This is a genomic window from Streptomyces noursei (genome assembly GCF_016917755.1).
GTDB lineage: Bacteria > Actinomycetota > Actinomycetes > Streptomycetales > Streptomycetaceae > Streptomyces > Streptomyces yunnanensis.
Genome location: NZ_CP070326.1, coordinates 453,085 through 478,479, shown reverse-complemented (window position 1 = coordinate 478,479; position 25,395 = coordinate 453,085). Strand labels below are relative to the sequence as shown.

27 protein-coding genes and 2 pseudogenes are annotated in these 25,395 nt (G+C 71.3%); 15 read left to right on the top strand and 14 right to left on the bottom strand.

Annotated features, from left to right (window positions below; all coding sequences use genetic code 11):
• The first annotated feature begins 133 nt into the window (after window positions 1-133).
• Both JNO44_RS01860 and JNO44_RS01855 read left to right on the top strand, forming a co-directional pair.
• Window positions 134-799, top strand: a complete 666-nt coding sequence (locus JNO44_RS01860; RefSeq protein ID WP_205360740.1) for a P-loop NTPase family protein — start codon at window positions 134-136, stop codon at window positions 797-799.
• 84 nt (window positions 800-883) lie between these two features.
• The gene (locus JNO44_RS01855) at window positions 884-1,810 is read left to right on the top strand and encodes an aminoglycoside phosphotransferase family protein (RefSeq protein WP_205360739.1); all 927 of its coding nucleotides are present in this window, start codon (window positions 884-886) and stop codon (window positions 1,808-1,810) included.
• Between the two features lie 73 nt (window positions 1,811-1,883).
• On the opposite strand, the gene JNO44_RS01850 is transcribed toward JNO44_RS01855, so the two are convergent.
• Together JNO44_RS01850 and JNO44_RS01845 are read right to left on the bottom strand one after the other, a co-directional pair.
• Entirely contained in the window at window positions 1,884-2,996 is a 1,113-nt protein-coding gene (locus tag JNO44_RS01850; protein ID WP_205360738.1) for a sensor histidine kinase, read from the bottom strand.
• Window positions 2,986-3,723, bottom strand: a complete 738-nt coding sequence (locus JNO44_RS01845) for a response regulator transcription factor (protein WP_205360737.1) — start codon at window positions 3,721-3,723, stop codon at window positions 2,986-2,988. The genes JNO44_RS01850 and JNO44_RS01845 overlap by 11 nt, the downstream gene beginning before the upstream one ends.
• A 230-nt stretch (window positions 3,724-3,953) precedes the next feature.
• Here JNO44_RS01845 and JNO44_RS01840 point away from each other — a divergent pair, with 230 nt between their 5' ends.
• Complete coding sequence (locus tag JNO44_RS01840) at window positions 3,954-4,751, top strand: class I SAM-dependent methyltransferase (RefSeq protein WP_240167922.1); 798 nt, start codon at window positions 3,954-3,956, stop codon at window positions 4,749-4,751.
• Between the two features lie 141 nt (window positions 4,752-4,892).
• On the opposite strand, the gene JNO44_RS01835 is transcribed toward JNO44_RS01840, so the two are convergent.
• From JNO44_RS01835 to JNO44_RS01810, 6 genes are all read right to left on the bottom strand, one after another.
• On the bottom strand, window positions 4,893-5,636 hold the full coding sequence (locus tag JNO44_RS01835) for a hypothetical protein (RefSeq protein WP_240167369.1): 744 nt from the start codon (window positions 5,634-5,636) through the stop codon (window positions 4,893-4,895).
• Between the two features lie 227 nt (window positions 5,637-5,863).
• Window positions 5,864-6,490 carry a cytochrome b/b6 domain-containing protein gene (locus JNO44_RS01830; protein WP_205360735.1) on the bottom strand — a complete coding sequence of 209 codons (627 nt, stop codon included), beginning with the start codon at window positions 6,488-6,490 and terminating at the stop codon, window positions 5,864-5,866.
• Complete coding sequence (locus JNO44_RS01825) at window positions 6,474-7,190, bottom strand: molybdopterin-dependent oxidoreductase (protein WP_240167368.1); 717 nt, start codon at window positions 7,188-7,190, stop codon at window positions 6,474-6,476. The genes JNO44_RS01830 and JNO44_RS01825 overlap by 17 nt, the downstream gene beginning before the upstream one ends.
• 281 nt (window positions 7,191-7,471) lie before the next feature.
• Window positions 7,472-7,831 carry a hypothetical protein gene (locus JNO44_RS01820; protein WP_205360734.1) on the bottom strand — a complete coding sequence of 120 codons (360 nt, stop codon included), beginning with the start codon at window positions 7,829-7,831 and terminating at the stop codon, window positions 7,472-7,474.
• Between the two features lie 57 nt (window positions 7,832-7,888).
• Window positions 7,889-10,039, bottom strand: coding sequence for an RNA polymerase recycling motor ATPase HelR (gene helR / locus JNO44_RS01815; protein WP_205360732.1), 2,151 nt, complete (start codon window positions 10,037-10,039; stop codon window positions 7,889-7,891).
• 303 nt (window positions 10,040-10,342) lie between these two features.
• Window positions 10,343-10,828, bottom strand: coding sequence for a phosphotransferase family protein (locus tag JNO44_RS01810; RefSeq protein WP_268826827.1), 486 nt, complete (start codon window positions 10,826-10,828; stop codon window positions 10,343-10,345).
• Between the two features lie 196 nt (window positions 10,829-11,024).
• Here JNO44_RS01810 and JNO44_RS01805 point away from each other — a divergent pair, with 196 nt between their 5' ends.
• From JNO44_RS01805 to JNO44_RS01790, 4 genes and pseudogenes are all read left to right on the top strand, one after another.
• Window positions 11,025-12,176, top strand: coding sequence for an NAD(P)/FAD-dependent oxidoreductase (locus tag JNO44_RS01805; RefSeq protein ID WP_240167367.1), 1,152 nt, complete (start codon window positions 11,025-11,027; stop codon window positions 12,174-12,176).
• An 86-nt stretch (window positions 12,177-12,262) separates the two neighbouring features.
• The gene (locus JNO44_RS01800; protein ID WP_205360730.1) at window positions 12,263-12,736 is read left to right on the top strand and encodes a flavodoxin family protein; all 474 of its coding nucleotides are present in this window, start codon (window positions 12,263-12,265) and stop codon (window positions 12,734-12,736) included.
• A 121-nt stretch (window positions 12,737-12,857) separates the two neighbouring features.
• Window positions 12,858-13,073: pseudogene (locus JNO44_RS01795) on the top strand (FAD-binding protein); the annotation flags it as partial.
• Window positions 13,071-13,298: pseudogene (locus JNO44_RS01790) on the top strand (RNA polymerase subunit sigma-24); the annotation flags it as partial. The pseudogenes JNO44_RS01795 and JNO44_RS01790, both read left to right, overlap by 3 nt.
• Window positions 13,299-13,388: 90 nt before the next feature.
• Here the strand turns inward: JNO44_RS01790 and cpt are convergent.
• The 3 genes from cpt to JNO44_RS01775 all read right to left on the bottom strand — a co-directional run bounded on the left by cpt (window position 13,389) and on the right by JNO44_RS01775 (window position 15,645).
• Window positions 13,389-13,919 carry a chloramphenicol phosphotransferase CPT gene (gene cpt, locus JNO44_RS01785; RefSeq protein ID WP_205369328.1) on the bottom strand — a complete coding sequence of 177 codons (531 nt, stop codon included), beginning with the start codon at window positions 13,917-13,919 and terminating at the stop codon, window positions 13,389-13,391.
• Window positions 13,920-14,032: 113 nt separating this feature from the next.
• On the bottom strand, window positions 14,033-14,425 hold the full coding sequence (locus tag JNO44_RS01780) for a nuclear transport factor 2 family protein (protein WP_205360729.1): 393 nt from the start codon (window positions 14,423-14,425) through the stop codon (window positions 14,033-14,035).
• A gap of 161 nt (window positions 14,426-14,586) precedes the next feature.
• Complete coding sequence (locus tag JNO44_RS01775) at window positions 14,587-15,645, bottom strand: zinc-binding dehydrogenase (RefSeq protein WP_240167366.1); 1,059 nt, start codon at window positions 15,643-15,645, stop codon at window positions 14,587-14,589.
• Between the two features lie 55 nt (window positions 15,646-15,700).
• Here JNO44_RS01775 and JNO44_RS01770 point away from each other — a divergent pair, with 55 nt between their 5' ends.
• Complete coding sequence (locus JNO44_RS01770; RefSeq protein WP_205360727.1) at window positions 15,701-16,561, top strand: helix-turn-helix transcriptional regulator; 861 nt, start codon at window positions 15,701-15,703, stop codon at window positions 16,559-16,561.
• On the opposite strand, the gene JNO44_RS01765 is transcribed toward JNO44_RS01770, so the two are convergent.
• Window positions 16,546-16,857 (bottom strand): CoA transferase, encoded by a 312-nt coding sequence (locus tag JNO44_RS01765; RefSeq protein ID WP_240167365.1) that lies wholly within the window; start codon window positions 16,855-16,857, stop codon window positions 16,546-16,548. The genes JNO44_RS01770 and JNO44_RS01765 overlap by 16 nt on opposite strands.
• On the opposite strand from JNO44_RS01765, the gene JNO44_RS01760 reads away from it, so the two are divergent.
• From JNO44_RS01760 to JNO44_RS01750, 3 genes are all read left to right on the top strand, one after another.
• Complete coding sequence (locus JNO44_RS01760; protein ID WP_240167364.1) at window positions 16,858-17,754, top strand: PucR family transcriptional regulator; 897 nt, start codon at window positions 16,858-16,860, stop codon at window positions 17,752-17,754. It begins immediately after the preceding gene.
• 107 nt (window positions 17,755-17,861) lie between these two features.
• Window positions 17,862-18,404, top strand: coding sequence for a YcxB family protein (locus JNO44_RS01755; RefSeq protein WP_205360724.1), 543 nt, complete (start codon window positions 17,862-17,864; stop codon window positions 18,402-18,404).
• A gap of 142 nt (window positions 18,405-18,546) precedes the next feature.
• Complete coding sequence (locus JNO44_RS01750) at window positions 18,547-19,299, top strand: type 1 glutamine amidotransferase (protein ID WP_205360715.1); 753 nt, start codon at window positions 18,547-18,549, stop codon at window positions 19,297-19,299.
• 314 nt (window positions 19,300-19,613) lie between these two features.
• Here the strand turns inward: JNO44_RS01750 and JNO44_RS01745 are convergent, their stop codons facing one another.
• Window positions 19,614-20,084 (bottom strand): DIP1984 family protein, encoded by a 471-nt coding sequence (locus JNO44_RS01745; protein ID WP_205360713.1) that lies wholly within the window; start codon window positions 20,082-20,084, stop codon window positions 19,614-19,616.
• A gap of 344 nt (window positions 20,085-20,428) precedes the next feature.
• On the opposite strand from JNO44_RS01745, the gene JNO44_RS01740 reads away from it, so the two are divergent.
• From JNO44_RS01740 to JNO44_RS01725, 4 genes are all read left to right on the top strand, one after another.
• Window positions 20,429-21,829: an MFS transporter gene (locus tag JNO44_RS01740; RefSeq protein ID WP_235092002.1), complete on the top strand. Its 1,401-nt coding sequence runs from the start codon at window positions 20,429-20,431 to the stop codon at window positions 21,827-21,829.
• A 202-nt stretch (window positions 21,830-22,031) separates the two neighbouring features.
• Window positions 22,032-22,715 (top strand): LysE family translocator, encoded by a 684-nt coding sequence (locus JNO44_RS01735; RefSeq protein WP_205360711.1) that lies wholly within the window; start codon window positions 22,032-22,034, stop codon window positions 22,713-22,715.
• 83 nt (window positions 22,716-22,798) lie between these two features.
• Entirely contained in the window at window positions 22,799-23,485 is a 687-nt protein-coding gene (locus JNO44_RS01730; protein WP_205360710.1) for an HAD family hydrolase, read from the top strand.
• Between the two features lie 463 nt (window positions 23,486-23,948).
• Window positions 23,949-24,368, top strand: a complete 420-nt coding sequence (locus JNO44_RS01725; RefSeq protein ID WP_235091999.1) for a DUF7144 family membrane protein — start codon at window positions 23,949-23,951, stop codon at window positions 24,366-24,368.
• Here JNO44_RS01725 and JNO44_RS44995 read toward each other — a convergent pair.
• Complete coding sequence (locus tag JNO44_RS44995; RefSeq protein ID WP_420882734.1) at window positions 24,272-25,030, bottom strand: GNAT family N-acetyltransferase; 759 nt, start codon at window positions 25,028-25,030, stop codon at window positions 24,272-24,274. The two genes, JNO44_RS01725 and JNO44_RS44995, sit on opposite strands and share 97 nt — an antisense overlap.
• Window positions 25,031-25,395: the final 365 nt, after the last annotated feature.

Sequence of the window (25,395 nt, the reverse complement as noted above, 5' to 3'; positions counted from 1 at the left end):
GAGCGTGGACGTGGGCGGCCGGACCCCGACTTCGTCGGCACCCCTGCGACCCTCACTCTCGTCACACCCTCATGGCCTTCGCCTTCCGACGAAATACCGGGTGGAGGTCTGCGCGCGGTGTGAGACTGCTGCCATGACCCTCCACCTCATCTCTGTCATCGGCAGCAGCCCTGGTGTCGGCAAGTCCACCCTGTGCCGTGCGATAGCCGAGTGGCTCGGCAACACCGGCGCATCGGTGGACCACTTCGAGGAGGCCGACATCCTCACACGGTCCGCCTTCCGGCCCGTGACCGAAGAGTTCGCCGGTGGGGACGGAACCGTCCGGCCTGCGACCTTGGCCGAGTGCACTCGCGCCTACGTCGCCGAGTCACTCGCGGCGGGTAAGGACTATCTGGTGACCGATGCCCTGCTGCCGTTCATCCCGTCCCTTGTGGCATGGGGGCACGACGAGGGGACTCTCGTCCACGTCATGGATGAGCTGGCCCGGGCTGTGGAGCCGGCACAGGTCACCGTGGTGTACGTCCATGACGATCCGGCCACGGCGCTGCGGCGTGCGGTCGAGCGAGAGGGCGATGCCTGGGAGGACTGGTACGTGCGAAAGCTCGCCGGGTCCCCTGGTACTCGGGCTGTTCGCGACCTTGCGTCGGCCGCCGCTCATCTCCGCTACGAGGCCGACCTGACCCGTCGTCTGCTCGCACAGACCCCGTGGCACGTGTTGGGCGTGGACGTAGGAGACCTCGACGCTCAGGAAACGTATGCCCATGCCCGGCGCCGCCTGGTGGAGGTGCTGGGCTGGTAGTTCGTCCAGTACGTCCCCGATGCCGGCCGGCCGTGCGGGAAAATCGGGTGAGTGGGGCCCGGGCCGTGATTAGGGTCGGGTCTCATGCACTCCCGTCCCGCTTCCATCAGCGACGATGCCATCGCCCGTGCGATCGCCGGGCATTGGCCGGCCGAGACATCCGAGATCGCGGAGGTCGTCTATCTGCCCTGGGGTTTCGGCGCGCATCACTGGCGGGTGGCCGGTGGCGGCACCGCCTTGTTCGTGACATGGGACGAGTTGGGGTCCAGGCATACCGCGGGGTCGCTGGAAGCCGCGTACGCGGGGGCGGCAGCGCTCGCGGCGGGCGGGCTGGAGGTGATGTGCGCACCGCTGCCGCATCGGGCCGGGCGGTTCACCGTCGAGGCCGCGGGCGGGGCGCTCAGCGTGACGCCGTGGTTGGACGGGCGCACTCCGACGGAGGCGGAGGCGTGCGAGCCGGGCCATGTCCGTGGGGTCGTCGCCGCGTTGGCCGCGTTGCATGACGCCGAGCCTCCGGGGGGATTGCGGGACTGGGCTCCGCGGGTCGCGCCGTCGTTCGCCGACGCCTTGCGGGCCAGGACCACGCGGCCGTGGACGTCCGGTCCGCTGGGGGAGGAGGCCAGGGCCGCGCTGGCCGCGCGCGGCGAGGAGATCGGACGCTGGACGGCCCGCTATCACGAACTGGCGGAGAGCGCGCTCGCCGGCCGGGAGGGGTGGGTGCCGACGCACGGCGAGCCGCACTACGCCAACCAGGTCGTCGGCGCCTTCGGCCTACGACTGGTCGACTGGGAATCGCTGGTGCTCGCACCGCGCGAGCGGGACTACGGCGATCTGCTCGCCGCCGGTGCCCGCCTGCGTCACGATCCGGCGATGGTCGAGTTGTTCGCGCTCGATTGGCGATTGTCGGAGATCGCGGAGTACGCGCGGTGGTTCGCCTCGCCGCACACCGGCAGCGAGGACGACCGCACGGCGTTGGAAGGGCTGTTCGAGGAACTGTCGGCGTCGGAGTGAGTGCGGCTGCCCTGCCCTGCCCCGGCGTGCGCGTGCGCGTGTACGTGGCGTGGGTGCGGCCGGCCGGTGGTGGTCAGCCGGCTGCGGGAAGGTGGACCTCGAAGCGGCATCCGCCGGGCACGTTGGACACCGCAGCGCGGCCCTGGTGGGCCTCCACGATGCCGCGCACGATGGCCAGGCCCAGCCCCGCCCCGGCGGGCGGGGTCCGGGCGTGGGTGCCGCGCCAGCCGGTGTCGAAGACCCGGGGCAGGTCCTCCGGGGGGATGCCGCCACAGCCGTCGGTCACGGACAGGACGACGCCGGTGGCCTGACGCCGGGCGGAGACCGCGACGGTGCCGTCGGCGGGGGTCCGGCGGATGGCGTTGATCAGCAGGTTGCCCAATACGCGGGACATCTCGCGGGCGTCGACCTCGATCGGCACGGGATCGACGCCGTCCCCGACCAGTCGCACGCCGTGTTCCCTGGCGAGTGCGTCCACGCCGGCGATCGCTTCCCCGACGAGGTCGTAGGCCGACATGCGGGTGGGGGCCAGGGTGAGGACGCCGGCCTGGATGCGGGAGAGCTCGAAGAGGTCGCCGACCATGGTGCCCATCCGCTCGACCTCCGTGCGGATGCGGGTGTGGTAGACGCCGGGGTCGTCGACCACGCCGTCCTCCAGCGCCTCGGCCATCGCCTGCAGGCCGGCCAGTGGGGTGCGCAGATCGTGGGAGATCCAGGCGACCAGTTCCCGGCGCGAGGCTTCCAGGGTCCGCTCGCGCTCCCGGGACTCGGTGAGCCTGGCGCTGGTGGCGGCCAGTTCCCGGCTCAGCTGGGCGAGTTCGGCCGTGGGCGCGGCGGCGGGCGGGGTGAAGCGGCCGTCGTCCCCCAGGGCCCGGGCGGCCTCGGCCAGTGCGCGGCTTCCCTTGACGACGCGGCGGCCGAGGACGAGGGCCACCGTCATGGAGACGACCGCCGCCATGGCGCAGACCGTCGTCACGACCCACAGGTCGTGATCGGACAGCAGCATGGCCCAGGAGACCAGGAGCGTTCCGGCGAGCATCGCGGCCACGGTGACGGCGGCGACCACGGCCAGGGACAGGGTGACCGATCGGTTCCGGAGCAGCCGCAGGGCGGCCGTGCCGACCAGTCCGGCGGCGCCCGCGCCGACCGCCGCGTACAGCGCGATGAGCAGCGCGTCACCGATCATCGTGGGCTCCTCGCTCGTCGGTGCCTTCCGGCGGTGGGGCGGCGTCGAAGCGGTAGCCCACGCCCCACACCGTGCTGATCAGGTGCGGGCGGGCCGGGTCGTCCTCGATCTTCTCGCGCAGTCGCCGTACGTGGACGGTCACGGTGGACAGATCGCCGAACTCCCAGCCCCACACCCGGCGCATCAGCTCCTCCCGGCTCGTCGCCCGCCCGGGGTTCCGCAGGAAGAACTCCAGCAGGTCGAACTCCCTTATCGTCAGGGCGAGTTCGGTTCCGTCACGGGTGGCGCGTCGGCCGGCCGGGTCCAGGCTGAGCGGTCCGGCCCGCAGCCACGGCTCCGACCGTGCCGTCCGGGCGGTGGTCGGTACGCCGGCGCGGCGCAGTACCGACTGCACCCGCAGGACGAGTTCGCGGGGGCTGAAGGGCTTGGTGACGTAGTCGTCCGCTCCGAACTCCAGGCCCAGGATGCGGTCCTCCTCGTCGCCGCGCGCGGTCAGCATGATCACCGGGAGTGGGCCCTGCTCGCGGATGCGCCGGCAGACCTCCAGCCCGTCCATGCCCGGCAGCATCAGGTCCAGCACCACCAGGTCGGGGGGCTGGGCGGTGGCCCGGGCCACGGCGGTCGGGCCGTCGGCGATCATCTCGACCGCGAAGCCCGCCCGGTCCAGATAGCCGGCCACGACTTCGGAGACGGTGGGGTCGTCGTCCACGACGAGTACGCGTTTCACCTCACCGAGTCTTGCATCCTCTTTCGGCGGCCGGCCGCGAAGACCCGGGACGTCAGCGTTCCGTAAGGTCACCAAGTCCTTTATGTACCTTTTGCTCTCGTAGGGTGAGGGGGGTGAGTGAGACATCCCCTTCCCCTTCACGGGTCGACGTCGTGCTGCCCTGCCTCGACGGGGCCCAGGCACTGCCGTGGGTGCCGGACCGCCTGGCGCACGGCCGGCGCGCGACCGACATCGCGGCGGCTGCCCAACCCGACGCACCGACGCCCGCCACCGGCCGCCCCGCACCCGCACAACGGCGTGACCCCTGGACGGACCAGCCCTACGCGCACGCCCTGCGCACCGGCAGCGGTCCCCTCTTCCTGCGCCGCCTGTCACCGTCGGACGCCGCGCAGGGCGCCGGTTGGCGGGGCGATCTGCTGCCCCTGGACGTCGAGCGCTGGTGCGCCTTGCCCGACGCGGCCGACTCCAGCGTGCTGCGGCGCTGTGCCGGCCCCGTCCTCGACGCCGGCTGCGGCCCCGGACGCCTGGTGGCCGCGCTGACCGCCCGAGGTGTCCCGGCGCTGGGCATCGACGTCAGCCCGACCGCCGTGGCCCGCACCCGCCGCCTCGGGGGGCGGGCCGTGCGACGGTCCGTCTTCGACCGCCTGCCGCAGGAGGGCCGGTGGGGCACGGTCCTGCTCATGGACGGCAACATCGGCATCGGCGGCGATCCGATCGGCCTGCTCGACCGCCTGCGCACCCTGGTCGCCCCGGGGGGACGCCTGCTGGCCGAGGCGGCCCCCCACGACGTGGACGAGCGCCTCACCGTGCGCGTCGAGGACGCCCGGGGCCGCCACGGCCGCCCGTTCCCCTGGGCCCGTCTGGGCACCAACGCCCTGCTGCATGCCGCCGACGCGACGGGTTGGCTCCCGGCCGGTCGATGGGCGGTCGACGGCCGTCCCTTCGTGGCACTGCACCGCCCGGGCCCGGGACGCCATGACCAACACGCCACCCTGGCCGCCCTCGCCGCGAGGCCCGGTCGCCGATGACCGGCGGTGCCACCCCGGATCACCGCCTGCCCGAATCGACGAACCGCGGATCGGGCGCCGATCGGGCACGGAGCGGACGCCGAACGGCGGCCCGAGAGCTGGCAGTTCTTCCTGATGGACCGCGGCGCGTGCCGGGCCGGGTCAGTGCAGGTCCACCTGGAAGGGATGACGGTGATCGGCAGGGCAGGTGAAGATCCGCAGGTCTCCGGAGCGGCCGACGACGACTCCTGTCTCCGCATCGCTGGCCATGGTGAACAGCAGCGTCAGGTCCGTGCCGCAGTCACCGCAGGCGAACACTGCCGGGTACGTCAGGTGCCAGGTCGGCCAGCCGCCGAGCTTCCAGCCGGCGACGCGGGTGATGACATCACTGCCGTCACCGGTCGCACGGACCAGTTCCTCCAGTTGCGGGCGGAGGTCCGCAGGCAGTTCTTCCCGGTAGGGAAAGTCGGTCAGATGCCGAGCGGTGAGGGTGCATGCCTGGGGCAGGTAGCCGTCCTCGTCGTAGCGCGAGGGCGACGGCGGGGTCGTCAACCGGCTCGTCACCTCAGCGGCCCGACGCCAGCGCATCTCGACCACAGGGCTGATGTCGGCCTGTTGGGCCGGCGGATCCCAGTGTTCATTGGGACACCACAGGATCTGCAAGAGGTCGAAGTCGGCCGGCCACCAGGGCCCTTGCGCGTCTCGTCGGAAGATCTGGGCGACCGGCACCATCGCCGTGGCAGGTGCGCCATCAGGGCTGTCCACGTCGGGCAGGGAGCACTCCGGCCACGGCTCGTCACTCGGCCACAGGAGCGGGCCGCCGATCGAGCTGTTCCGGGGGTCCGGCTCGCCGCGCTCGGGACAGAGCACCACGGCGTCGCGCGCGTAGGGAGCGAGCGCGGGCAACGCGGTGAGTATCGCTTCGGTCGATGGCCTGGAGCTGCGCGTCATCATGTCTTCCGGTCAGCTGGCGGGAAATCGCTGGAAGCGTATCGGCCGGCTGTGACAGTGGCTCCCTCGTACCTGGTCAGCGGAGCCACAGTCGGATCGCGGCAACGACGACCGTGCCGTGGACGACCTGCGCGCGCTGCGCCTGCCCGGTCGCCACGGCCCCCTTCATCCGCCGGACCGGCTCAGGACTCCTCCTCCCACAACGGATGCTCCCGCCTGGCCCAGGCGCGCGAGACATGGCCGGTGCGCAGCCCGCGGCGGGCCTCCGGATCGCGGGCCGCCATCCACACATGGCCGATGACGAGGACGCCGATGAGCAGGGCGATCCAGTCGTGGACGAAGGTCGCCCCGGTCCGCCAGAGCAGCGGCACCAGGCTCGGGAACCACAGGATCAGTCCGGTACCGATCATGACGAGCGCGGCTCCGGCGACCAACGCCGCATACAGCTTCTGCCCGGCGTTGAACTTTCCCGACGAACGGTGGTGCCCGCGCAGGGCCGCTCTCACCCAGCCGCGGTCCTGCGGGCCGAACCGGTTCAACCGGCCCAGATCCGCCCGGAAGGCCCGTGAGACCAGCCCGGCCAGCAACGGTGCCGGCAGGGCGATGCCCGCCCACTCGTGCAGGGTGACCAGCAGGCTGCGGCGACCGACGAGTTCGGCCAGGTAGGGCACGTACAGGCAGGCCGCGGTGAGCAGCATGATGCCCATCAGCGCCGCCGTGGCCCGGTGCACCCACCGCTCCGCGGCGGTGAACCGCCGCAGCCTCTCCGCATGGCGCACCGGGACCGGCCGTTCAGTCAATGCTGGCATCGTCCCGCCCGTTCGATCGGCCGACCCAGGCGTCCACGTCGTACCCGCGCTCTTCCCAATAACCGGGCTGCACGCGGTCGGTGACCGTGATGCCGGACAGCCACTTCGCCGACTTGTAGAAGTACATCGGCGCGGCGTACAGCCGGACCGGCCCGCCGTGCGCGTGCGTCACAGGCCGGTCGTCCATCGCGTAGGCGACCAGCATGTCGGGCCGCCGGGCCTGGTCCAGGGTCAGGCTCTCGGTGTACACGCCGTCGAAGCAGGTGAACCGCACGGCCTTGGCGCCCGGCTTCACCCCCGCCGCGTCGAGCAGATGGGACAGCCGCACGCCCGTGAACGGCGTCCGCGGCACCCGCCAGCCGGTGACGCACTGCACGTCCTTGACCATCCGGGTGCGCGGCAGACCCTGAAGGTCCGCCAGCGTGTACGCCGTCGGACGTGCGACGAGCCCGTCCACGGCGAGGCGGTAGTCGGCTGCGGTGCGTTGCGGGACCGAGGGGGCCACCGAGTAGAACCGGAAGTCACCGGAGCCGGGCAGCAGGCCCGTGATGCCGGTGGGATCCTTCTCGCGCACGCCGGCGAACACCCCGTTGAGGCTGTCCTGCAGCGGTGCCCCGACCGCCACGCCCACGGCGCCGAGCCCGAGCATTCCCAGGACCAGTCGCCGACCGACGGGCCTGCCTTGCCTTTCACTGACCATGCGACCAGCACAGCACCGGTTCGGGGCCGCCGACCACCCCCCGCGCCCGGCCGTCAGCGATTCGTAAGACCCGGAGCCGCTGGGTGCCACAGCAGGCGCAGCCCCGGGAGCAGCAGGTGGGTCCGCCCGCTCGCGTGGTGGCGGCGCGTGCGGGCGGACCCACCCGGGCTGTGCGTTCAGCTGTGGCAGGTCGTGAAGTTGGGGCTCGTCTGGGCCAGGTAGATGCTCGACCGGCCCTGGTCGTCGCTCTTCAGCGGAACGGTGACGGTGTCCTTCGCCTTCTAGGGGAAACCGTTCGCGTCGAAGGTCCACTCACCGGTCACCTTCGTGGCCGGCTCCGACAGCGCCACCCAGCCGTACTGGTGCGACGGAACGTTGATGACCAGGCTGTTGCCCAGGTCCTGCTTCAGGTCGTAGGTGACCTGGCCGGAGAGGGTCAGGCTGACGCTGGCCTGGACGGGGCTCGCGGAGCCCGCGCCGACTTCCGAGGTGAAGCTGACGCCGAGTTGGCTCGACCAGCCGGAGGAGGTGTGCAGCGAGAACGTCCACGGCACCGGGGATTCGGTGCCGTTGTACCAGACGGGGGAGGCGCACTGCTTGGGAAGCGGCTCGGTCGGGGCTTGGGAGCCCTTGGTCCACAAGCAGGTGGAGCCGCCTTCTGGCAGCGCTTGGCGGCGGTCGGCTTGCCGCGGACGACGTCAGGAGCTCGTCAGGACGACGAGTTGCCGGGTCGCCCGGGTCATCGCGACATAGCGATCGACCGCACCCTCGATGCCCGTGCCGAACTCCTCCGGGTCGACGAGGACGACCAGGTCGAACTCCAGCCCCTTCGTCAGTTCCGGGGCCAGCGACCGCACCCGGGACGTCGCCCGGAACGTGGGATCGCCGATGACACAGGCGATCCCGTCCGCATGCGCGGCCAGCCAGGCGTCGAGGATCGAGTCCCGGTCCGCAGCGGATCCGTGGGCGACGGGCACGCCGCTGCTGCGGATGGAGGTCGGCACATTGGCATCCGGCAACTCGGCCCGGATGACCAGCTCGGCCTCCGACATGACCTCTTCCGGCGTCCGGTAGTTGATGCCCAGGGCGGTCACCTCGACCCGGTCGAGCCCGATCCGCTCCAGTCGTTCCTGCCACGACTCGGTGAACCCGCGCCTGGCCTGGGCGCGATCCCCGACGATGGTGAAGCTCCGGGACGGACACCGCAACAGCAGCATCTGCCACTCCGCGTCGGTCAGTTCCTGCGCCTCGTCCACGACGATGTGCGCGAACGGGCCGGCGAGGCGGTCCGGATCGATGCCGGGCAGGGCGGTCCGGTCGATCAGCCTGTCCTGCAGGTCCTGCCCGCGCAACATGGTCACCGCGCCCTCACCGTCGTCATCCGCCGCCAGCACATCGGCGATGACGTCGGCCATGCGGGCGCGCTCGGCGTCGACGGCGGCCTGCTGCCGGCGGGTGCGTCGCGCCGTCTCCGGGTCGCCGAGCCGCTGCCGCGCCGCGTCCAGGAGCGGCAGGTCGGACACCGTCCACGCCTGGGGCGCCTCCTTGCGCTGCAGCGTGCGCACCTCGTCGCGGCTGAGCCAGGGGGCGCACATCCGCAGATACGCCGGCACCGACCACAGGTCCCCGACGAGGTCGGTCGGTTCCAGCAGCGGCCACGCGCGGTTGAGGGTGGTGACCAGCTCCTCGTCGTGCCTGAGCGAGCGTCGGAACAGGTCGGGCGGGACATCGCCGTCGAGCTTGTCCAGCAGGATCGTGACCAGCTCGTCCCAGATCTGCTCGCGCGCCTCGTTGTGCGGGGTGCCTGGATCCGGCGCGTCGAACGCCTCGGCCCAGTCGTCGGCGCTCAGTCGGATGTCGGCCCAGTCGGTCGTGACCGTCATCCCCTCGGCCGGCGGCTCCTCGTAGAACCTGACGGCCGCCTCGATCGCCTCGACCATGCCCGCGGACGACTTCAGTCGGGCGACCTCCGGGTCGGCCTCGACCGCCGCTCCGGCCCCCTCGGCGACGAGGTCCCGCACGGTGCAGGTCTGCACCCCCTCCTCCCCGAGACTGGGCAGGACGTCCTCGACGTAGGCCAGGTAGGGCTGGTGCGGACCGACGAACAGCACGCCGCCCCGACGGTGGCCGAGGCGCGGGTCGGAGTAGAGAAGGTGGGCGGTGCGATGCAGGGCGACGACTGTCTTGCCCGTGCCCGGGCCGCCGTCGACGACGAGGGCGCCCCGGGAACCCGCCCGGATGATGGCGTCCTGGTCGGCCTGGATGGTGGCGAGCACGTCGCGCATCCGGGACGACCGGGTGCTGCCCAGGCTGGCGATGAAGGCGGACTGGTCGTCGAGCGCGGCGTGCCTGTCCAGTCCGTCCGTGGTGAACACCTCGTCCCAGTAGTCGCTGATCCGGCCGCCGGACCAGCGATACCTGCGGCGGCTGGCCAGACCCATCGGGTTGGCGTGGGTCGCCGCGAAGAACGGTGCGGCAGCCGGGGAGCGCCAGTCGACCAGCAGCCGACGCCCCGCGCTGTCGGTGAGGCCGAGCCGTCCGATGTACACGGGCTCGGGGTCGTCCGCGCCGACCACGCGCCCCAGGCACAGATCCAGGCCGAAGCGCCGCAGGGCACGCAGGCGCCCGGTCAGCCGCTGGACCTCCGCATCCCGGTCCATGGCCTGCCGGCCGACGCCGCCGGGTGCCTTCAGCTCGGCGTCGAGGCGGTCGGACAGTTCGGCCATCGACTGCTCAAGGCTCTCCGCGATGGCCGCGAAGTGCTGTTCGTCGCCGGCGATCAGGGTCGGGTCGGCCTTGGGGGAGAGGCGGTCGGGAAGGTCGAACGCGCTGGTGGTGAGGGGATTCATGGCACCGGCTCCGATAAACACACGCACTTCGTAAAGCTCCCATTGCCGAAGGTCCTGGCCGAGGTCAGCGATTGTGCGGCATGACTGGGGCCTTGCCGCAAGACCCCCCGTGCGCTATACGTTGAGAGTGGCAAGGAGTGGGTACGCCCTTCTGCCGTGATCGTCCGCTCCGGACAGACAAGCCCTTCACGAGGCGCGACGCGCCGCATGCGGCGCTGCCCGACGCCCGGAAATCCTCGGCTGACGGGCAGGCAAGGCGCTCGGCCCGTGCCGCCGAAGGCCCCGATGCGGGCCGGACACCACTCAGTGCAAGGCGCGATCCAACGTGTCCCGGTGAGCGAAGACCCACCGATGGGCCGCCCGCACCCGCCCCAGCACCCCGGCGTCACGGAGACGGACCATCGACGGGTCTCCGCAGTGCGCCGCAGCCTCGATGCCGCGCCAGCACCGGTCCTGCCACCACAAGATCACGGAGACCAGCTCACGCCGATCCACGGGGCCGTAGCCGTCGGCGATCAGCCGCAGCCGTCGCGCGGCCTCGGAGACGTCCCGGACGGCCGGCCCGAGCCCGAGGTACTGCCAACACACATGGGCGACATCGTGGATCCGTGCGCCGGGAGCCGCCAGATCCCAGTCGATGAAGGCCACCGGGCGCAAGGCGCCGTCGACCGGCTGATAGACCGTGTTCTTGGGCGAGAGGTCGTTATGGCACACGACCTCGTGCGACCCGGCCAGTGCCGTGCCCGCCGTCAGGTCATGGAACTCCCGCACGAGCCGTGCGACCCGCAGCAGACTCTCGTCGGAAGAGACCGCAGGCGGCTGCCTGCTCCATCACGCGGTGCGGGCCGGGCCGCCGGCAACGGTCCGCTGCCGAAGCCCACCCCGCCCCCACGTCATTGTGACTGCCATCACACCCCTCTGCTGTCACGATCGCCCGGCCTGCGATGTCCTCACAGCGTCAGGTCGAACTGAACGGAGGTGGGTCGTGGTGGCGCGAGTGGTGGTCGTCGGGGCGGGCTACGCGGGAGTGATGGCCGCGAACCGACTGGCGGCCGTGGGGCGGTCCGACGTGGACGTCACGGTGGTCAACCCGCGACCGGATTTCGTGGAACGCGTCCGGCTGCACGAGCACGCAGCGGGCGCGCCCCGCGCAATACGGCCGCTGCGCGGTCTGTTGCGCCCCGACGTGCGACTGCGGGTGGCGGCGGCGGACACGATCGCCGAGCGATCCGTGCGGCTCGACGACGGCGGCGCGCTCGACTTCGACTATCTGCTGTACGCGGTGGGCAGCACGGCAGCCCGCGGCATGACCGGGTCCGAGCACGCCTGGAACATCGCCGACCTCGACGGTGCCGAGTCGTTGCGCACCCGGCTGCGGCAACTGCCCGCACAGGCACCCGTCGTCATCGTCGGCGGCGGTCTGACCGGGATCGAGAGCGCCGCCGAAATCGCCTACCGGTACCCGTCCCTGGACATCGCGCTGGTCTCCCGGTCGGTCGCCGCCGGGCTGCCCGCATCCAGCCGCGCCCGCATCCACGCCAAGCTCGCGAACGCCGGGGTTGCGCTGCACACCGGACTGCGGGTCACCGCGATCCGCGCGGACGGCGTCGACACCGACGGCGGCCGGCTGCCCAGCGACTGCACGGTCTGGGCGGGCTCGTTGGCCGTACCGGACCTGGCGCTGCGCAGTGGCCTTCCGGTGGCCGCCCACGGCCGTCTGCGCACCGACGACGCCTTGGTGTGCCTGCACCATCGACGGATCGTCGGAGTCGGCGACGCCGTCGCGCCGCCCGTGCACGTAGGGGCGCACCTGCGGATGAGCTGCCAGGCGGCGTTGCCCATGGGTGCCCACGGCGCCGACACGGTGCTCGCGATGATCCGGGGGCAGCAATCGACGTCCGTGTCGATCGGCATGACCGGACAGGCGATCAGCCTCGGTCGGCGGGACGGCTTCATCCAGGCCGCGCACCGGGACGACACCCCCGCGGCGTTCGCGCTGTCCGGCCGGGCGGCGGCCGTGGTCAAGGAACGCGTCTGCCGCTTCACCGTCACCTCGATGCGGTTTCCGCGCGCCTACCGGTGGCTTCCCGGCACGACACGATCAGTGCCCGTGCCGCCCCCGGTCGAAGCCCGATGAGCGGGAAGAACTCCCGGGCAGACCGGGTGCATGGCCCGATCTGCCCCACACCACACGGAATACGTCGAAGCGAAAGGAACCGCATCATGAAGGCCGTCATCGTGTGCACCTCCGTGTCCCACGGCAACACCAAGAGGATCGCCGACGTCATGGGGCAGGTGCTCCAGGCCCGGGTCGTCGCCCCCGAACAGGTCGATATGGCAGAACTCGCCACCTGCGACCTGGTGGGATTCGGCTCCGGGATCTTCATGCAGAACGTCCATCCGCAGCTGCGCCAGTTCGTCCAGGCACTCCCGACGGGTGCACGACGCAACGCGTTCGTGTTCACCACCAGCGGGCTTCCCGCACTGCGGGTCCGGCCGTTCACCCGCCCCCTCGTGCGGCTCCTCCAGCGGAAGGGCTTCGAGGTGCGCGACACCTTCTCGTGCCGCGGCTTCGACACCTCGTTTCCGTTCAAGCTCGTCGGCGGCATCAAAAGCGGACGCCCCAACGGCGCCGATCTGGTGGCGGCGCGCACCTTCGCCGAAGGGCTGCGCGATCGGATCGGCGCCGCCTCCTGACCGGCACGGTCCAACCGCCCCCTCCGCGGCCGGTGTTGTGCGTCACATGGACCTCATGTCACGTATGGGCGGCCAGCTTCCATCTGGTGGCCGTCAGCAGCGAAGGAAGGAGGACGGAACGATGAACGCACAGCAGGGCATCGGCACGGAGTCCGCGCACCGGGTAGTGGTTCTGGGGGCGGGTTACGCGGGCATGGCCGCGGCCGTTCAGCTCGCGGCCCGCACCAAGCGACGCCAGGGCGTGCAGGTGACCGTGGTCAACGCGCAGGAGCGGTTCACCGAGCGCCTGCGGCTGCACATGACGGCGACCGGGCAGGAACTCGCCGAGCTGACCATCGGCACCGTCACCTACCAGGGCATCGATCCGGCCGACAGGAAGGCCGAACTCGCGGTGATCAACGGTGGGTTGGGCATGGTGTTCAGCGCCCCGGACCGCGTGATCGCCACCGTCACCTTCGACTTCGACGCCGACGGCCGCATCATCGCCCTCCACAACGTGGCCAACCCCGACAAACTCCAGGCCGTCGCCGGCTGCGCCCCCTATGACATGGGGACGCGATGAGCAGCCGAACTCCGTGATCAGACGCCGGGCCACCGCCGAGCCCGGCGGGACGACCAACTGCGCGGAACGCGGGCGACGCCGACCCGCCGATCAGTTGACGTGTGCGGCGATGCTCCGTGCGCACTCCATCGACTCGGCATGCGCGGTGTCCACTTCCAGGTCGTACTCCACGTCCCGGTGGACCGCTTCCGCCTGGGACGCGGCCATCCCGATGATGCGGTCGCCTCGTGCCACCTCGCGGCCCGTGGCGACCGCACCGTCACACCTCACGCCGACCCACAACACCGGCAGTTCGCCCAGGGCTTTCCGCCAACGCCGCTGTGAGTCCGCTCCGCCCAGGAAGACCTCGTCGACGATGACCCGGGCGCCCGCTCGGGCCATCGCGGCCACCCCTTCGAGCCAGGCGGCCTCCAGCGTGCGGAACTCCGGCCCGACGACCACCTCTCCGTCCGACGCGAACTCGATTCCGCCGTCCGACGTTTGCATGGACGCCGGCATGGCCTCGACCAGTGTGTCTGTCCCGAGCGCCAGCCACGGATCCGGCAGGACCGCCTGCAGACACCGGACGATCCCGGACTTCCCGGAGCTGGAACCACCATTGAGAACGATCACCTGAGTCATCACCGCGCCACAGTAGAGGCGCCGGGCCAGCACGCGAAACGGGTTTCGCGCACCTCGGGCGCCTGCCAGAACGCGGCGGAGCGCGCCGGTGACGTCGGCGGCTCGGACAGGCCCTACGCCGTGTCCACACCGGGCGGCACGGGTGTGGCCTGGTGGTAGTACATCCGCCAGCCCGACCCGTCGTCCCACTTGCGCCAGATCGAGCTACGCCTGGTCCTGACATCGCCGAGTACGGTCTCGAAGGTCAGGTGCACCAGCCCCGGGGCGAGCCGCACGCCTGAGATGTCCGAGGGTTCGTAGCGGGGGGCATCCGGTGAACGGTCCGGACGGCTGGACAGCTCGGCGACCATGGCCTCGTACGTCCACCGCCGCCCCGATCCGCCGACCTCGACGAACTCCGGGTCCAGGAGCCGCCGGACGCGCTCCCGCGAGGCGCGGACCCCTGGGTCCATGAGCTGCAACTCGCCCGCGATCGCCTGGTTCACGTCGTCTGTCGCACTGTCCATGAACACATCCTCCCCGGGCCCACCCGCTCCGCCGCAACCCAATTCATCGGCCGTCACGTCGGGTCCGGTGTGATCCACGGGATCGCGGTCCCCCGCGACGTGCGGCACCCCGGTCTGCGGTTGCCTGTCCTGGTCCGATTCGGCGACGCGGTCGCGCTCGCTCACGGGACCAGGACGACGACGCCCAGGCCGTGTGACTGGGATGCCGCGGTGAGTGCCGCGGTAGGGTCGTCGAGCCCGACGACCGTGATGTCGAGTGCGGAGAGGTCGAGTACGCCGCCGCGGACCATCGACCACACGTCGAGGATGGTCGCGTTGCGGCATATCCACGATCCGCGCAGCGTCAACCGGCGGTGCATGAAGTCGCTGTACGGGATCGGCAGGTCCTGGCGTACTCCGCCGACGAGGACCCAGGAGCCGTCCGGGCGCAACGCGTCGTACCCGGCCATCGTCGGGCCCGGGCTCGGCACCGCGCCGAGCGTGTCGACGACCGCGTCGACCGGCCCGGCCGCCGCCGCGATCGCGCTCCCGTCGGTCGCGCGGTCGCCGCTGAGCGGCACGGGCAGCACCCGCGCATCGAGGCTTGCGAGTGCGGCGAGCGAGTCGCGGTTGCGTCCGACCGCGACGACCGCCGCGGCGCCGCGGGCGAGCGCGACGAGCACGGCCGCCGCCCCGAGTTGACCGGTCGCGCCGACCACGGCGACGACGTGCCCCGCGCGCACGGACGCCCGGTCGATCGCTTCGGCCGCGATGCCCAGCCAGGGCAGGAACGCGAACCGCTCGGGCGCCGGGTAGGCGTCCGCGCCGGGCAGGGCGACCAGGGTCCGCTCCGGCTGTACCGCCCGTTCGGCGTACAGTCCGTCACGCCACACCTCGCGTATCCGCTCGGTGGTCGGTGTGGCGCGGCCGGCACCGCCGATCCCGGTCCAGGCCAGCAACGCCTCTTCCGGGTGGGCAAGGCGCCCGGACCGGAACAGCCCACTGGCGACGACGACATCGCCCGGCCGCACTCCGAACACGTCGTCAGCGGTGGCCGTCACCCGACCGATCCCACAGGCCCCCAGTACGATCGGGGTAGGGAAGCCACCGCGTCCTCCGGCCACGAGAGCGTCGGTGTACGCAGGGATCTGTGCGGCGAGGACGTCGAGCGTCGCGCCGCCACCGCGGAGCGGTGGGTCGGGCAACTCCGCGAGGTGCAGGCCGCTTTGGGGTGTGGTCATCTGCCATGCCTTCATGGCTGTGTAGTCCACACGAAGCGAGGGGCGGTATCCAGACATGCCTGATGGTGGAACCAGGAGTACCAGGAAGGGCGCCGGACGGGAGGACGCGGCGGCGGTCGCGCGGCGCGAGCTCGGAGCGTTCCTGCGGGCGCGGCGCGAGCGGATCGGCCCGGCCGACGTGGGGCTTCCGGAATCGGCCCGCCGCCGCACGCCCGGCCTGCGGCGGGAGGAACTGGCGGTGCTGGCGGGGGTGAGCACGACCTGGTACGCGTACGTGGAGCAGGGCCGGGACGTGCGCCCGTCCGATCAGGTCCTGGCGGCGATCGCGGACACCCTGCGGCTCGGGCCGGGGGAGCGGGCTCATCTCCGCGCGCTGGCCGAGGGGGCCGCCGGTCAGCGGCGCTCCGTCAGCCGCGAGGGCTCCCGTCCGCCCGTGGTCGAGACCGTCGCTCCTGAGGTCGCCGCAGTCCCCGCGCTCGTCGCCCCCGCCCCGGCCTACGTCACCGGGGCCACCGCCGACGTGCTGGTCTGGAACGACGCCGCCGCGGAGTTCTTCCCGGGACTGGTCCGACGACGGGACGCCGACCGTCCCAACCTCGCACGCTGGGTGTTCCTCGATCCCGGGGCCAGGCACGTACTGGTCGACTGGGAGTCGGTGGCGCAGTCGGTACTGGCCAGGCTCCGGACGAACGCCGGACGGCACCCGGGCGACGAGCGGTTCCGCCGGCTCGCCGCGGAGCTGCGCGCCGGCAGCGCCGAGGCGGACGCATGGTGGCCCCGGTACGACATCGCCGGGCACCGCACCGGCAGCAAGCGCGTCCGGCACCCCTCCCGCGGCGAGCTGACCCTCGGCCATGCGGCGTTCACCGTCGCCGATGCCCCGGAACAGGTTCTCGTCGTCTACTCCTCCCCGTAGCGACGGTGGGGCGGGCGGTGGTCGGGCCGGAGCCGGCGGCACGGCTCACCGCGGCGGGACCTTGCGCTCCTGGTCGAGCCGTACGGGGCTGTCGATGGTGAGGTGGGGGCGGCGCCGTCCGACTCGATCGGCACGAGGACTCCGTCGGCCTTGAGCTGCGGGTCGGCCGCGCTCTCCTCCAGTGTCTGGACGACTCCGTAGGTGAGCCCGGCGGAGTCGAGCAGTGTGCGGCACTCGGCCAGCGGACGCCTGGCGAACGCCTGGTCCAGCAGCGCGACGATGTCGGCGGAGTGCACGTGCCGGCTAGCGGAGTCCTTGAAGCGCGGGCCCTCCGCCGCCTCAGGATGGCCTACCGGCTGCGGCAGCACCACGTCGGCCTGGTGCTGTGGCTGCCTGAACGGTGCCACGGCGGGGCGGCGCTGGCCCGCCTCGACCGGCTCACCGGGAAGATCGCGGCCGAGCTGAACTGCGCCGGCGAGCCCCTGTTCGTGGTCCGCGACGGGGCACTTGCCTGGGCCTGGCTGCCGTTCGGCGCACGCGGCGAGATCGCCTGGCCCGCGCTGGCGGACACGGTGGAGGGCGGCGATCCCACCGCACGCGTCTGCGCGGGTGAGGTGGAGTCCGGCATCGACGGTGTCCGGCGCACCCACCGACAGGCACCGCGTGCACAGGAACTCGCGCTGGCCGCCGCCACCGGCCTCCGGGTCACCGCCTACACCGAGTTCGCTCCGATCGCCCTGATGTGCCAGGACATCGGCAGCACCCGGGCCTGGGTGTGGAACGTCCTCGGCGGCCTCGCCACCGACGACGAGCACTCGGCGCGGCTGCGGGAGACACTGCAGATCTTCCTGGCCACCGGCGGCAGCTACACCGCGACCGCCGGCCATCAGATCCTGCACAAGAACACCGTTCAGTACCGCATCCGCAAGGCGGAGGAGACCATGGGGCGTTCGGTCCACGAGCGCCCACCGCACTGGGGATGGCGCTGCTCGCCTGCCGCTGCCTCGGCTCCCCGATCCTCCGGCCCGGCGGTGGCGACGTCGCCCCGACCCAGGCGCGGGGCGACCAGGGGAAACGCACGGACCCACGGGGCGAGCATGAAGTTCGCCGGACGCCCGACGCCTGATGCAGGACCCAGGCAGGACCGCCGTCCGGCATCGACCGCCAGTCGGTCCCGTCGGCCGCGACGTTAGGATCACTTGCCGGCCGCTGCCACCAGAAAGCGCCGGACAGAGGCAAGACAGAGGCAAGACAGAGCCAGACAGGGCCGGGGCCCGGGCAGAACACGGGGGACGTCATCGTGACGGAGACGGGAAAGATCGAGCTGTCGTACACGCCGACGGTCGAGGACTTCAAGGAGGCGCTGGGGGCGCGGGCCAGAACGTCGAAATCCGCCCGTCGGACGCGCTGGCTGCTGGCCGCGACGGGCGTCTGCCTGACCGTCGCGACGGTGCTGGGGTTGGCGCAGAAGGGCAGACTGGATGTGCCGTTGATCATCGGGCTGGCGGTGTTCGTCGTGATCATGCTGGGACAGACCGGTCTGCAGGCCCGCAGCTTCCACCGGCTCGCGGCCGCCAAGGGCGAGCAGCGCATCGTCGTCGACGAGTGCGGTGTCACCGTCTCGACGGCACAGGCAACCCATTCCCTCTCCTGGCCGGCGACGCCCCGCTACGTCGAAACCCCGGGGATTTTCCTCTTGTTGAGCGGGGACGAGAACGCTTCGACCATGACGCTGCTGCCCAAGCGCGGACTCGGCGCAGCGACTGATGTCGATCGGCTGCGCGCCGTCCTGGATCAGTACTCGGTCCGGACAGGCGCGGAGCGAAACCGTCCTCGCCCTTGAGGCCCGGCGCTTGAGGCCCGGCCCTTGACGCCCCGGCTCGCGGGTCGGCCTGGACCGTATCCGCCGGTCCGCCCCCTGACCTGCCACGTTACGGTGTAGGCGGACCGTTTCCCACCTGCTCGTCGGCTCCGGAGACCGTCTCATGCCCGCACGAACCGTCCTGATCCTGCAACACGTCGAAGTCGAGAAGCCCGGCATGATCCTCGACACCCTGGACGGCAGCGGACTCGACATCGACATCCGCAACCTGATCGACATTCCGGGAGCCTCGGCCAAGGACCTGCCTGCGGTGTCGGAGCTGGCGGGGCTCGTCGTGATGGGTGGTCCCATGAACGCCGACGACCTGGCCGGCCATCCGGCCCTGAAGGTGGAGCGCGAGCTCTTGGCCGACGCGCTCCGGCACGGGGTTCCGACGCTGGGGGTATGTCTCGGGGCCCAACTTCTCGCTCGTGCCCGGGGCCTGGTGGTGCGTCCCGGCAGCGAGCTCGGTCGGAGCAGCGAGATCGGCTGGGCGCCGCTGCTCGACGTGGACCGCGACGACCCCGTTGTCGGCCCGCTGGCCGACGCCCCCGGGGTACTGCACTGGCACGGTGACCGCATCGTCCCCGATCCCGGGACCCGCGTCCTCGCCCGTACCGACTCCACCGAGTGCCAGGCGTTCCGAGCCGGCCCGGTCGCCTGGGGCCTGCAGTTCCACCTGGAGGTCACGCCGCGCCTCCTCGACGACTGGCTCGCCGACCCCGCCTTCGCAACCGAAGCCGAGGAAGCTCTCGGTGCCGACGCCGTCGACAGGCTACGAGCCGACGCCCGCGCCGCCGCACCGGCTCTGCGCCCGCTGGCCGAGCGGAGCCTGGCCCATCTGCGGAGCCTCTTCGAGGCACCCGCCGATCGTTAGCGGCCGACTGCCCGCGAACTGCCGCCAACCGCCCGCCAGCTGCCGGCCAATGAAGGTGGCTGTGCGAAGGCTGCGCATGCTGCGATGGAGGAAACCCCGAGCCCACCCTCGCCGTTCGGATCTGCACGTGGTGATGTGCTGTGCGGTGTGCACCATTACCTGTGCGCGATGCTGAGCTGCACGGTGATAGGGGAATCGAACCCCCGCGTTGCTCTTCACGCACCAGGAGTGGGTTGGGAAAACCGCCAACCCTCGGTGTGTGCACGCCTCCGAAACGGCTACCTGCTCCCCATCGTCCTTGTCCGCCGGGATGCTCAGTCCAGCAGATCGGCTTCCCAGTTCGTGCGCTGGATCCGCACGTCGATTTCACGGATCTCGCGTGCGAGTTCATCCGCCTGACGGCGCAGTTCCGCGACCGGCAGCGCGGCGAGCATCTTCAGCTCCGACCGCAGCTGCCGCCCGTAGCCCCGCTCGCCGGTGCCCGCTGCCGCATCCGCCGCCGCGGTGACCACCGCATGGCGCAGCCGCAGCACGTCCCGGCGTGCGAGCGCGTCGGTGAGCGTGCCGTCCGGGCCCATCTCCACCGCGGCGTTGGTCCGGTTGATCCTTCGTATCAGCGTCTCCAGGGTGTCCAGCACCTCACCGGCCTCGGCCAACAACTGGGCCGCATCCTCGGCGGGCGTCTCCCCTTCCTGGTACCGCGCGGTGCTGACGACGCGGGCCCGCAACTGCTCCACACGGCGCGTCGCCTCGGCGCGTTCTGCCAGTGCCTCAGCTAGCTTCACTGTCTGTACGTCCTGTCCTTCGTCAGTTCGCATGAGTATAGGGACGGCCACAGGCTGGTACGCACCTGGATTTTTGCTCCGGGGCGGTCCGAACCAGGCACCGGAGCCTCGTGACACGCGGAACCGTGCCGGTGTCTGACCGTGCGGAGGGAAGCGTCGCCCGAGGGGCGGGGCTCCGGCGCTGCTCCGACGCTGCGGTGGAGCACTCACACGGCGCAATCGTGTCGCCCGGGAGAGCGCTGTTGTGGGCGCGCCGCGTTTTGCGGCAGTGGCGTGGGCAATGTCTTCGGGGCCGCGGACCGGTCCGCAGCGACCGTCCGTTGTGAACTTGCCCCTGGAGTGCCATGAGCACGGTTGTTGCCCGCAGCATGTCCGTGTCCGTTCCCTCAGCTCTTATCGGCCCCCTCCTCGCCTTCGTCCTGCTCGACGGGTTCATCCAGGGCAGCGTCGTCTCCCTGCTGCCCGTCATCCGCGACGCGTTGCACACCACCACCGGCCCGGCCATGTGGATCACCGCGGCACAGTTCCTGTCCGCCGCGGTGTGCGTACCGGCCTTCGGGCGCCTGGGCGATCTGTACGGCCACCGCCGCATGCTGCGGGTCGCGCTGGGGTCGATCACCCTCGGCTCCCTGCTGTGCGCCTTGGCGCCGACGCTGGCGCTCTTCCTTACCGGCCGAGTCCTGCTCGGTCCGCTCAGTGCCCTGCTGCCCTTGTCCGTGGGACTGGTGCGGGACCGACTGGACACCGCGGGCAGCCGTCGTGCGATCAGTCTGCTCGCCGCGGCGCTCATCCTCGGGGTGACGGCCGGTACGGCAACGGCGGGGCCCCTGGCGTCCGTTGCCGGTGGTGGCCGCACGGTGCTGTGGAACCTGGTGGTGCTGGCCGGCGCGGGTTTCGTGCTCGCCCTCACCCCTCGCATCGCGGAGACCGGACGGCTGGCGAGCGGCAGGATGGACTGGAAGGGGGCCGTTCTGCTGGGCCTCGGCCTCACGCTGCTGCTCGGCTCCATCGCCCAAGGCAGCACGAGTGGGTGGGGCTCCCCGCTGGTCGTAGGGGGCCTGCTTCTCGCGCCGATGGCCCTGGGGCTGTGGGTGCGTTCCTCGCTGCGGAGCAGTGAACCCCTGGTCGACGTGCGGGCGATGGCGAGCCGCGCCATCGCGCCGGCCTTCGTCTGTGGATTCACCGCGGGCGTCGTGATCCTCGGCGGGCAAGGCATCACCGTCGCCTTCCTCGACGCCGCCCCCGAGAAGGCCGGTTACGGCTTCGGCCTGCCGCACTGGCAGATCGGCCTGTGGATCGCGGTCCCGGCCCTGATCAGCTTCCTGGCCGCCGGTGCGTCGGCTTCCGTCGGCCATCGGCTGGGCTACCGCACCATGCTCGCCCTCGCCTTCCTCCTCGTCGGCGCCGGATTCGGGGTGCAGATCGTGGGGCACGCCGTCATGGCGACGTGGTACGGCGGACACCTGCTCTCAGGCGTGGGCGTCGGTCTTGCGGTCAGTGGGCTGCCCACGGTCATCACCGAGGGCAGCCCACAGGACCGGGCGGCGGCGTCGACCGCCGTCTACTACAACCTCAAGACGGCCGGCGGCAGCGTCGCCGGAGCCGCGGCGGCCGCGGTCTTCAGCGGCCTGTTGATCCAGTCCACGCATCAACCGTCGCTGACGGCCTACCTGTTGCTGTGGAGCGTGTGCGGCGTCCTTGCGTTGGCGTCGGCGGCCCTGATCCACCTCACGCCGCACACATGACAGTGCCGTGGCGTCCCCTCGGCGGTCGGCCGCTGGTGGTGCCGGGTGACCGCTGCCAGGCATCGAACCATCGGGCATATTTCGCAAATCGACTGGCCTTCGAGATGTGATGTGCGAAATCGACGATGAATACCGCAATTCCTGCCCGATCTCGGGCAGGAATCTGGACGTTCTGTCGATTGCCGACCTAGGGTGATCGCTCATGATCACCCTGCACGCAATAGGGACCTTCACCCTGATAGTGGGTCTTCTCACCCTCACGCCCGGACTGGATACCGCGCTCATCCTGCGGACCGCGGCGCTCGGGCGCCGGCGTCGAGCCTGGGGCGTGGTCCTTGGCATCCAGTGCGGCACGCTGGCCTGGGGCGCGCTCACGTCGCTCGGTGTGACCGCGCTGCTGACTGCCTCTCACCTCGCCTACCAGACTCTTCGTTGGGTCGGTGCCGCCTACCTGGTGTGGATGGGCGGCAGGATGCTGCGGGCCACCTGGCGCAAGGCGTCGAGCGAGAGCCCGCAGGCATCGGTGACTGGGGACGCGGCCGCGACTGGAACTACGAGGAAGGTCAAGGCCGCGCGGAGTGCCGGCGATACCTTGCTCGGCGGTTGGCGACAGGGCATCGTGACCAATCTGCTCAACCCGAAGATGGGCGCCTTCTATGTCGCGGTGCTCCCGCAGTTCATGCCCGCCGGCGCCCCGCGCCCTGCGCTGGGCGTGTTCCTGGCCGGTGTGCACATCCTCTTGGCCGTCGTCTGGGCCTGTGCGCTGATCGCCTTCGCGCACATGGTCCGAGACCGCCTGCAACGCCCCTCGGCCCGCCGCTGCCTCGACCGCATCACCGGCACGGTCATCGCCGCCTTCGGCATCCGGCTCGCACTCGGGCAGTGAGGCACCGGGCGACGCAACCGCACGTCCACCAGCAGCCGCCGAACCGACAACCCGTGCACCACCCGAAGCGAAAGGACAGCCGCATGCGCGTGCTCCCCACCAACACCGAGGCCGTGGTCTTCGACTGCGACGGTCTGCTGGTCAACACCGAAGTCTGCTGGACCGTTGCGGAAACCGCGATCTTCGCGGAGCGCGGCCATCCCTTCGGCCATGAGCAGAAAGCCCTGGTCATCGGCCGCACCGTCGAGGCCGCGGCGGAGTCCATGGCCCAGTACCTCGGCTGCCCCGGCGACGGCGCCGAACTCGCTGCCGAACTCCTCGAAAGAGTCCGCAAGGAGCTCTCCCGAGGGGCCGCAGCCCTTCCGGGGGCGGCGGAACTCGTGCGCGCCTGCCGGGCGGCCGTACCCGTCGCCGTGGCCAGCAACAGCCCCCGGGAACTGCTGGACGTGGCGCTGTGGTCGGCCGGCCTCGCCGACTGTTTCCCGCACTCGTTCGCCGCCGACGAGGTACGTTCCCCCAAGCCCGCACCGGAGCTCTACCTCACGGCGTGCGAGACACTCGGTGCGGCCCCTACGCGCTCCGTCGCCTTCGAGGATTCGGCCACGGGTGTCGCGGCGGCACGCGCTGCCGGGCTCCACGTCGCGGTCGTACCGTCCCTGCCGGGCGGCGGCCTCGACCACGACTGGCTCGGCACCAGCCTGACCGACCCAGAACTACAGGACTGGGCAAGGGAGTTGGGGCGCGGCGGTGCCTTTCGCCCCTCTCCCTGAGCGTACGAGCAGCCGTGCTCGACGAGTTGCCGCAGGGCGGCAGAAGGTGATCTTCGCCGGGGTGCGACATGCCGTTCGCCGTCCTGGTCGGCCAGATCTCCGCGGCCTACCAGGCATAGGGGCCCACGCCGGCCTGCCGTCGGCCCGCTGCCGTTCCCGGTGTCCGGTCAGGGTTTCAGGGTGGGGGAGAGGGTGCCACCTGCAGTTTTCCGGCACTCCAACCCGTCGGTAACTTCTGGATCGGCTGCGCTGCCCCGCCCTGCCCGACCGTCACCGCATCGGGGCGGCCGGTGGTGCCGCGCTGTGTCGGCCTTCCGAACAGTGCGGTGTCTGCGTGCGCAGGGCGGTTGCGGTCGCGGCGCCGGAGGATTGACGCGAGGCTGGCAGAAGAGCGTGGCTCGCCTCGCACATGCGGTGTGCCTCGGCGAGCGCGCCGGACAGGAAGGCGGCGGCCATGGTAGCGATGCCTGACAATGGGCGCCAGCGGAGCGCCTACGACAGCGGATTGGTGATGGGCGATGCGCTGTTCGCCGGGGTGGCGATGACGGTGACCGGCCCGCTCAGCGTTCTTCTGGGCATCACCGGCATCACACGCGACAGCGTGTTCTCCCCGCCCGGGTACGCCTATCGGTTCGACCTCACCTCGTGGGGCTGGATCCACCTCGTGATGGGAGTGGCACTGTTCATCGTCGGCGTCGGGATTCTGCTCGACAAGGGATGGGCGCGCCGGGCCGGCATCGTGGTGGCGGGGATCAGCTTGATCACCCAGTTCATGTTCGTTCCGTACTACCCGGTGTGGTCCATCATCGTGATGACGTTCGACCTCCTCATCGTGTGGGCGCTGAGCAGGACGTTCCATCCGGGGGCCGGCGCCGGCCGGTGAAGCCGAACCAGGCCGGGCGGCCGCGTGCCACCAGCGCGTCGGCACCTCAGCCGGGCGGCTTGTGCGGGGGAGTCGGGGGGGGCGTCGCAGGGGCGTGTCAGAGGAAGTGCCCGTTGGCGAGGTAGGGCGCCGGGACGGGCATCCCGCGGACGGCGAGATAGCCCTCTTGCGCGATGTCCAGTCGGGCCGCGAGGCCGACGTCGATCGCCCACTCGTTGGGGGTGGTGATGCAGTTGACCAGAGTTTTTCCCCGCGATGCGCAGGTTCTCGTCCAACCGGTCCATCCAGGCGAAGTCGTCGGCTCCGCCCTCCCGAAGGCCGTCGACCGCGGGGAGTGTGGACCGGTCGACGGTGCCGACCATCCGCATCTGCGGATGCAGGGAGAAGCCCGCCAGCCGGTATCGGCGGGTGGCGCCCGGGTGGGTGCTGGAGGGAAAGGCGCCGGCGCGGTCGCCGGCATGGCCGAGCACGGCAGCCATCAACCGCTTCCCGATGCCGCGGCCTTGGTGGCTCGGTAGCACGCCGTAGGTCGCGAGGAACCACAGGCGGCCGCGGTTCTGTGAAACGGCGAATCCGACCACCTCGCCAGCCCCGCCAGCTCCGCCGGCCTCCTGCACCGCGACCCGGCATCCCGCCGGATCGATGGTCAAGTAGAAGCGCATGCGCTCGATCCGCTGCCCGGCGGCAGTCGCCGAACGCGGTTCGACTTCCGGGTCGCCGACCCGCCTGGAGATCTGGTCCGCCTCGAAGAACGTCACCGCCGATGCCCGCTCCGCCGAGACGAGGTCGTTCTCGTGCATCCGCCCGATCTGTACCGAGTCCATCGCTGAAGCGTAGGGACAAGTCAGGAAAAGTTGCATCTGGTTATTGCGCGATCACGGTGGGTGGTGTTCGTGTCGGTGCCCCGCCGGTGCCCCGCCGGTGCCGCCGAGGAACGGGACCGGTGGGGGCGGCAATTGCGGAAAACCGCAGTGTGGTCGGGCGGTGAACCGCATGGTGCGGGCCTGGCGCGCTGCCTAGCGTGGAC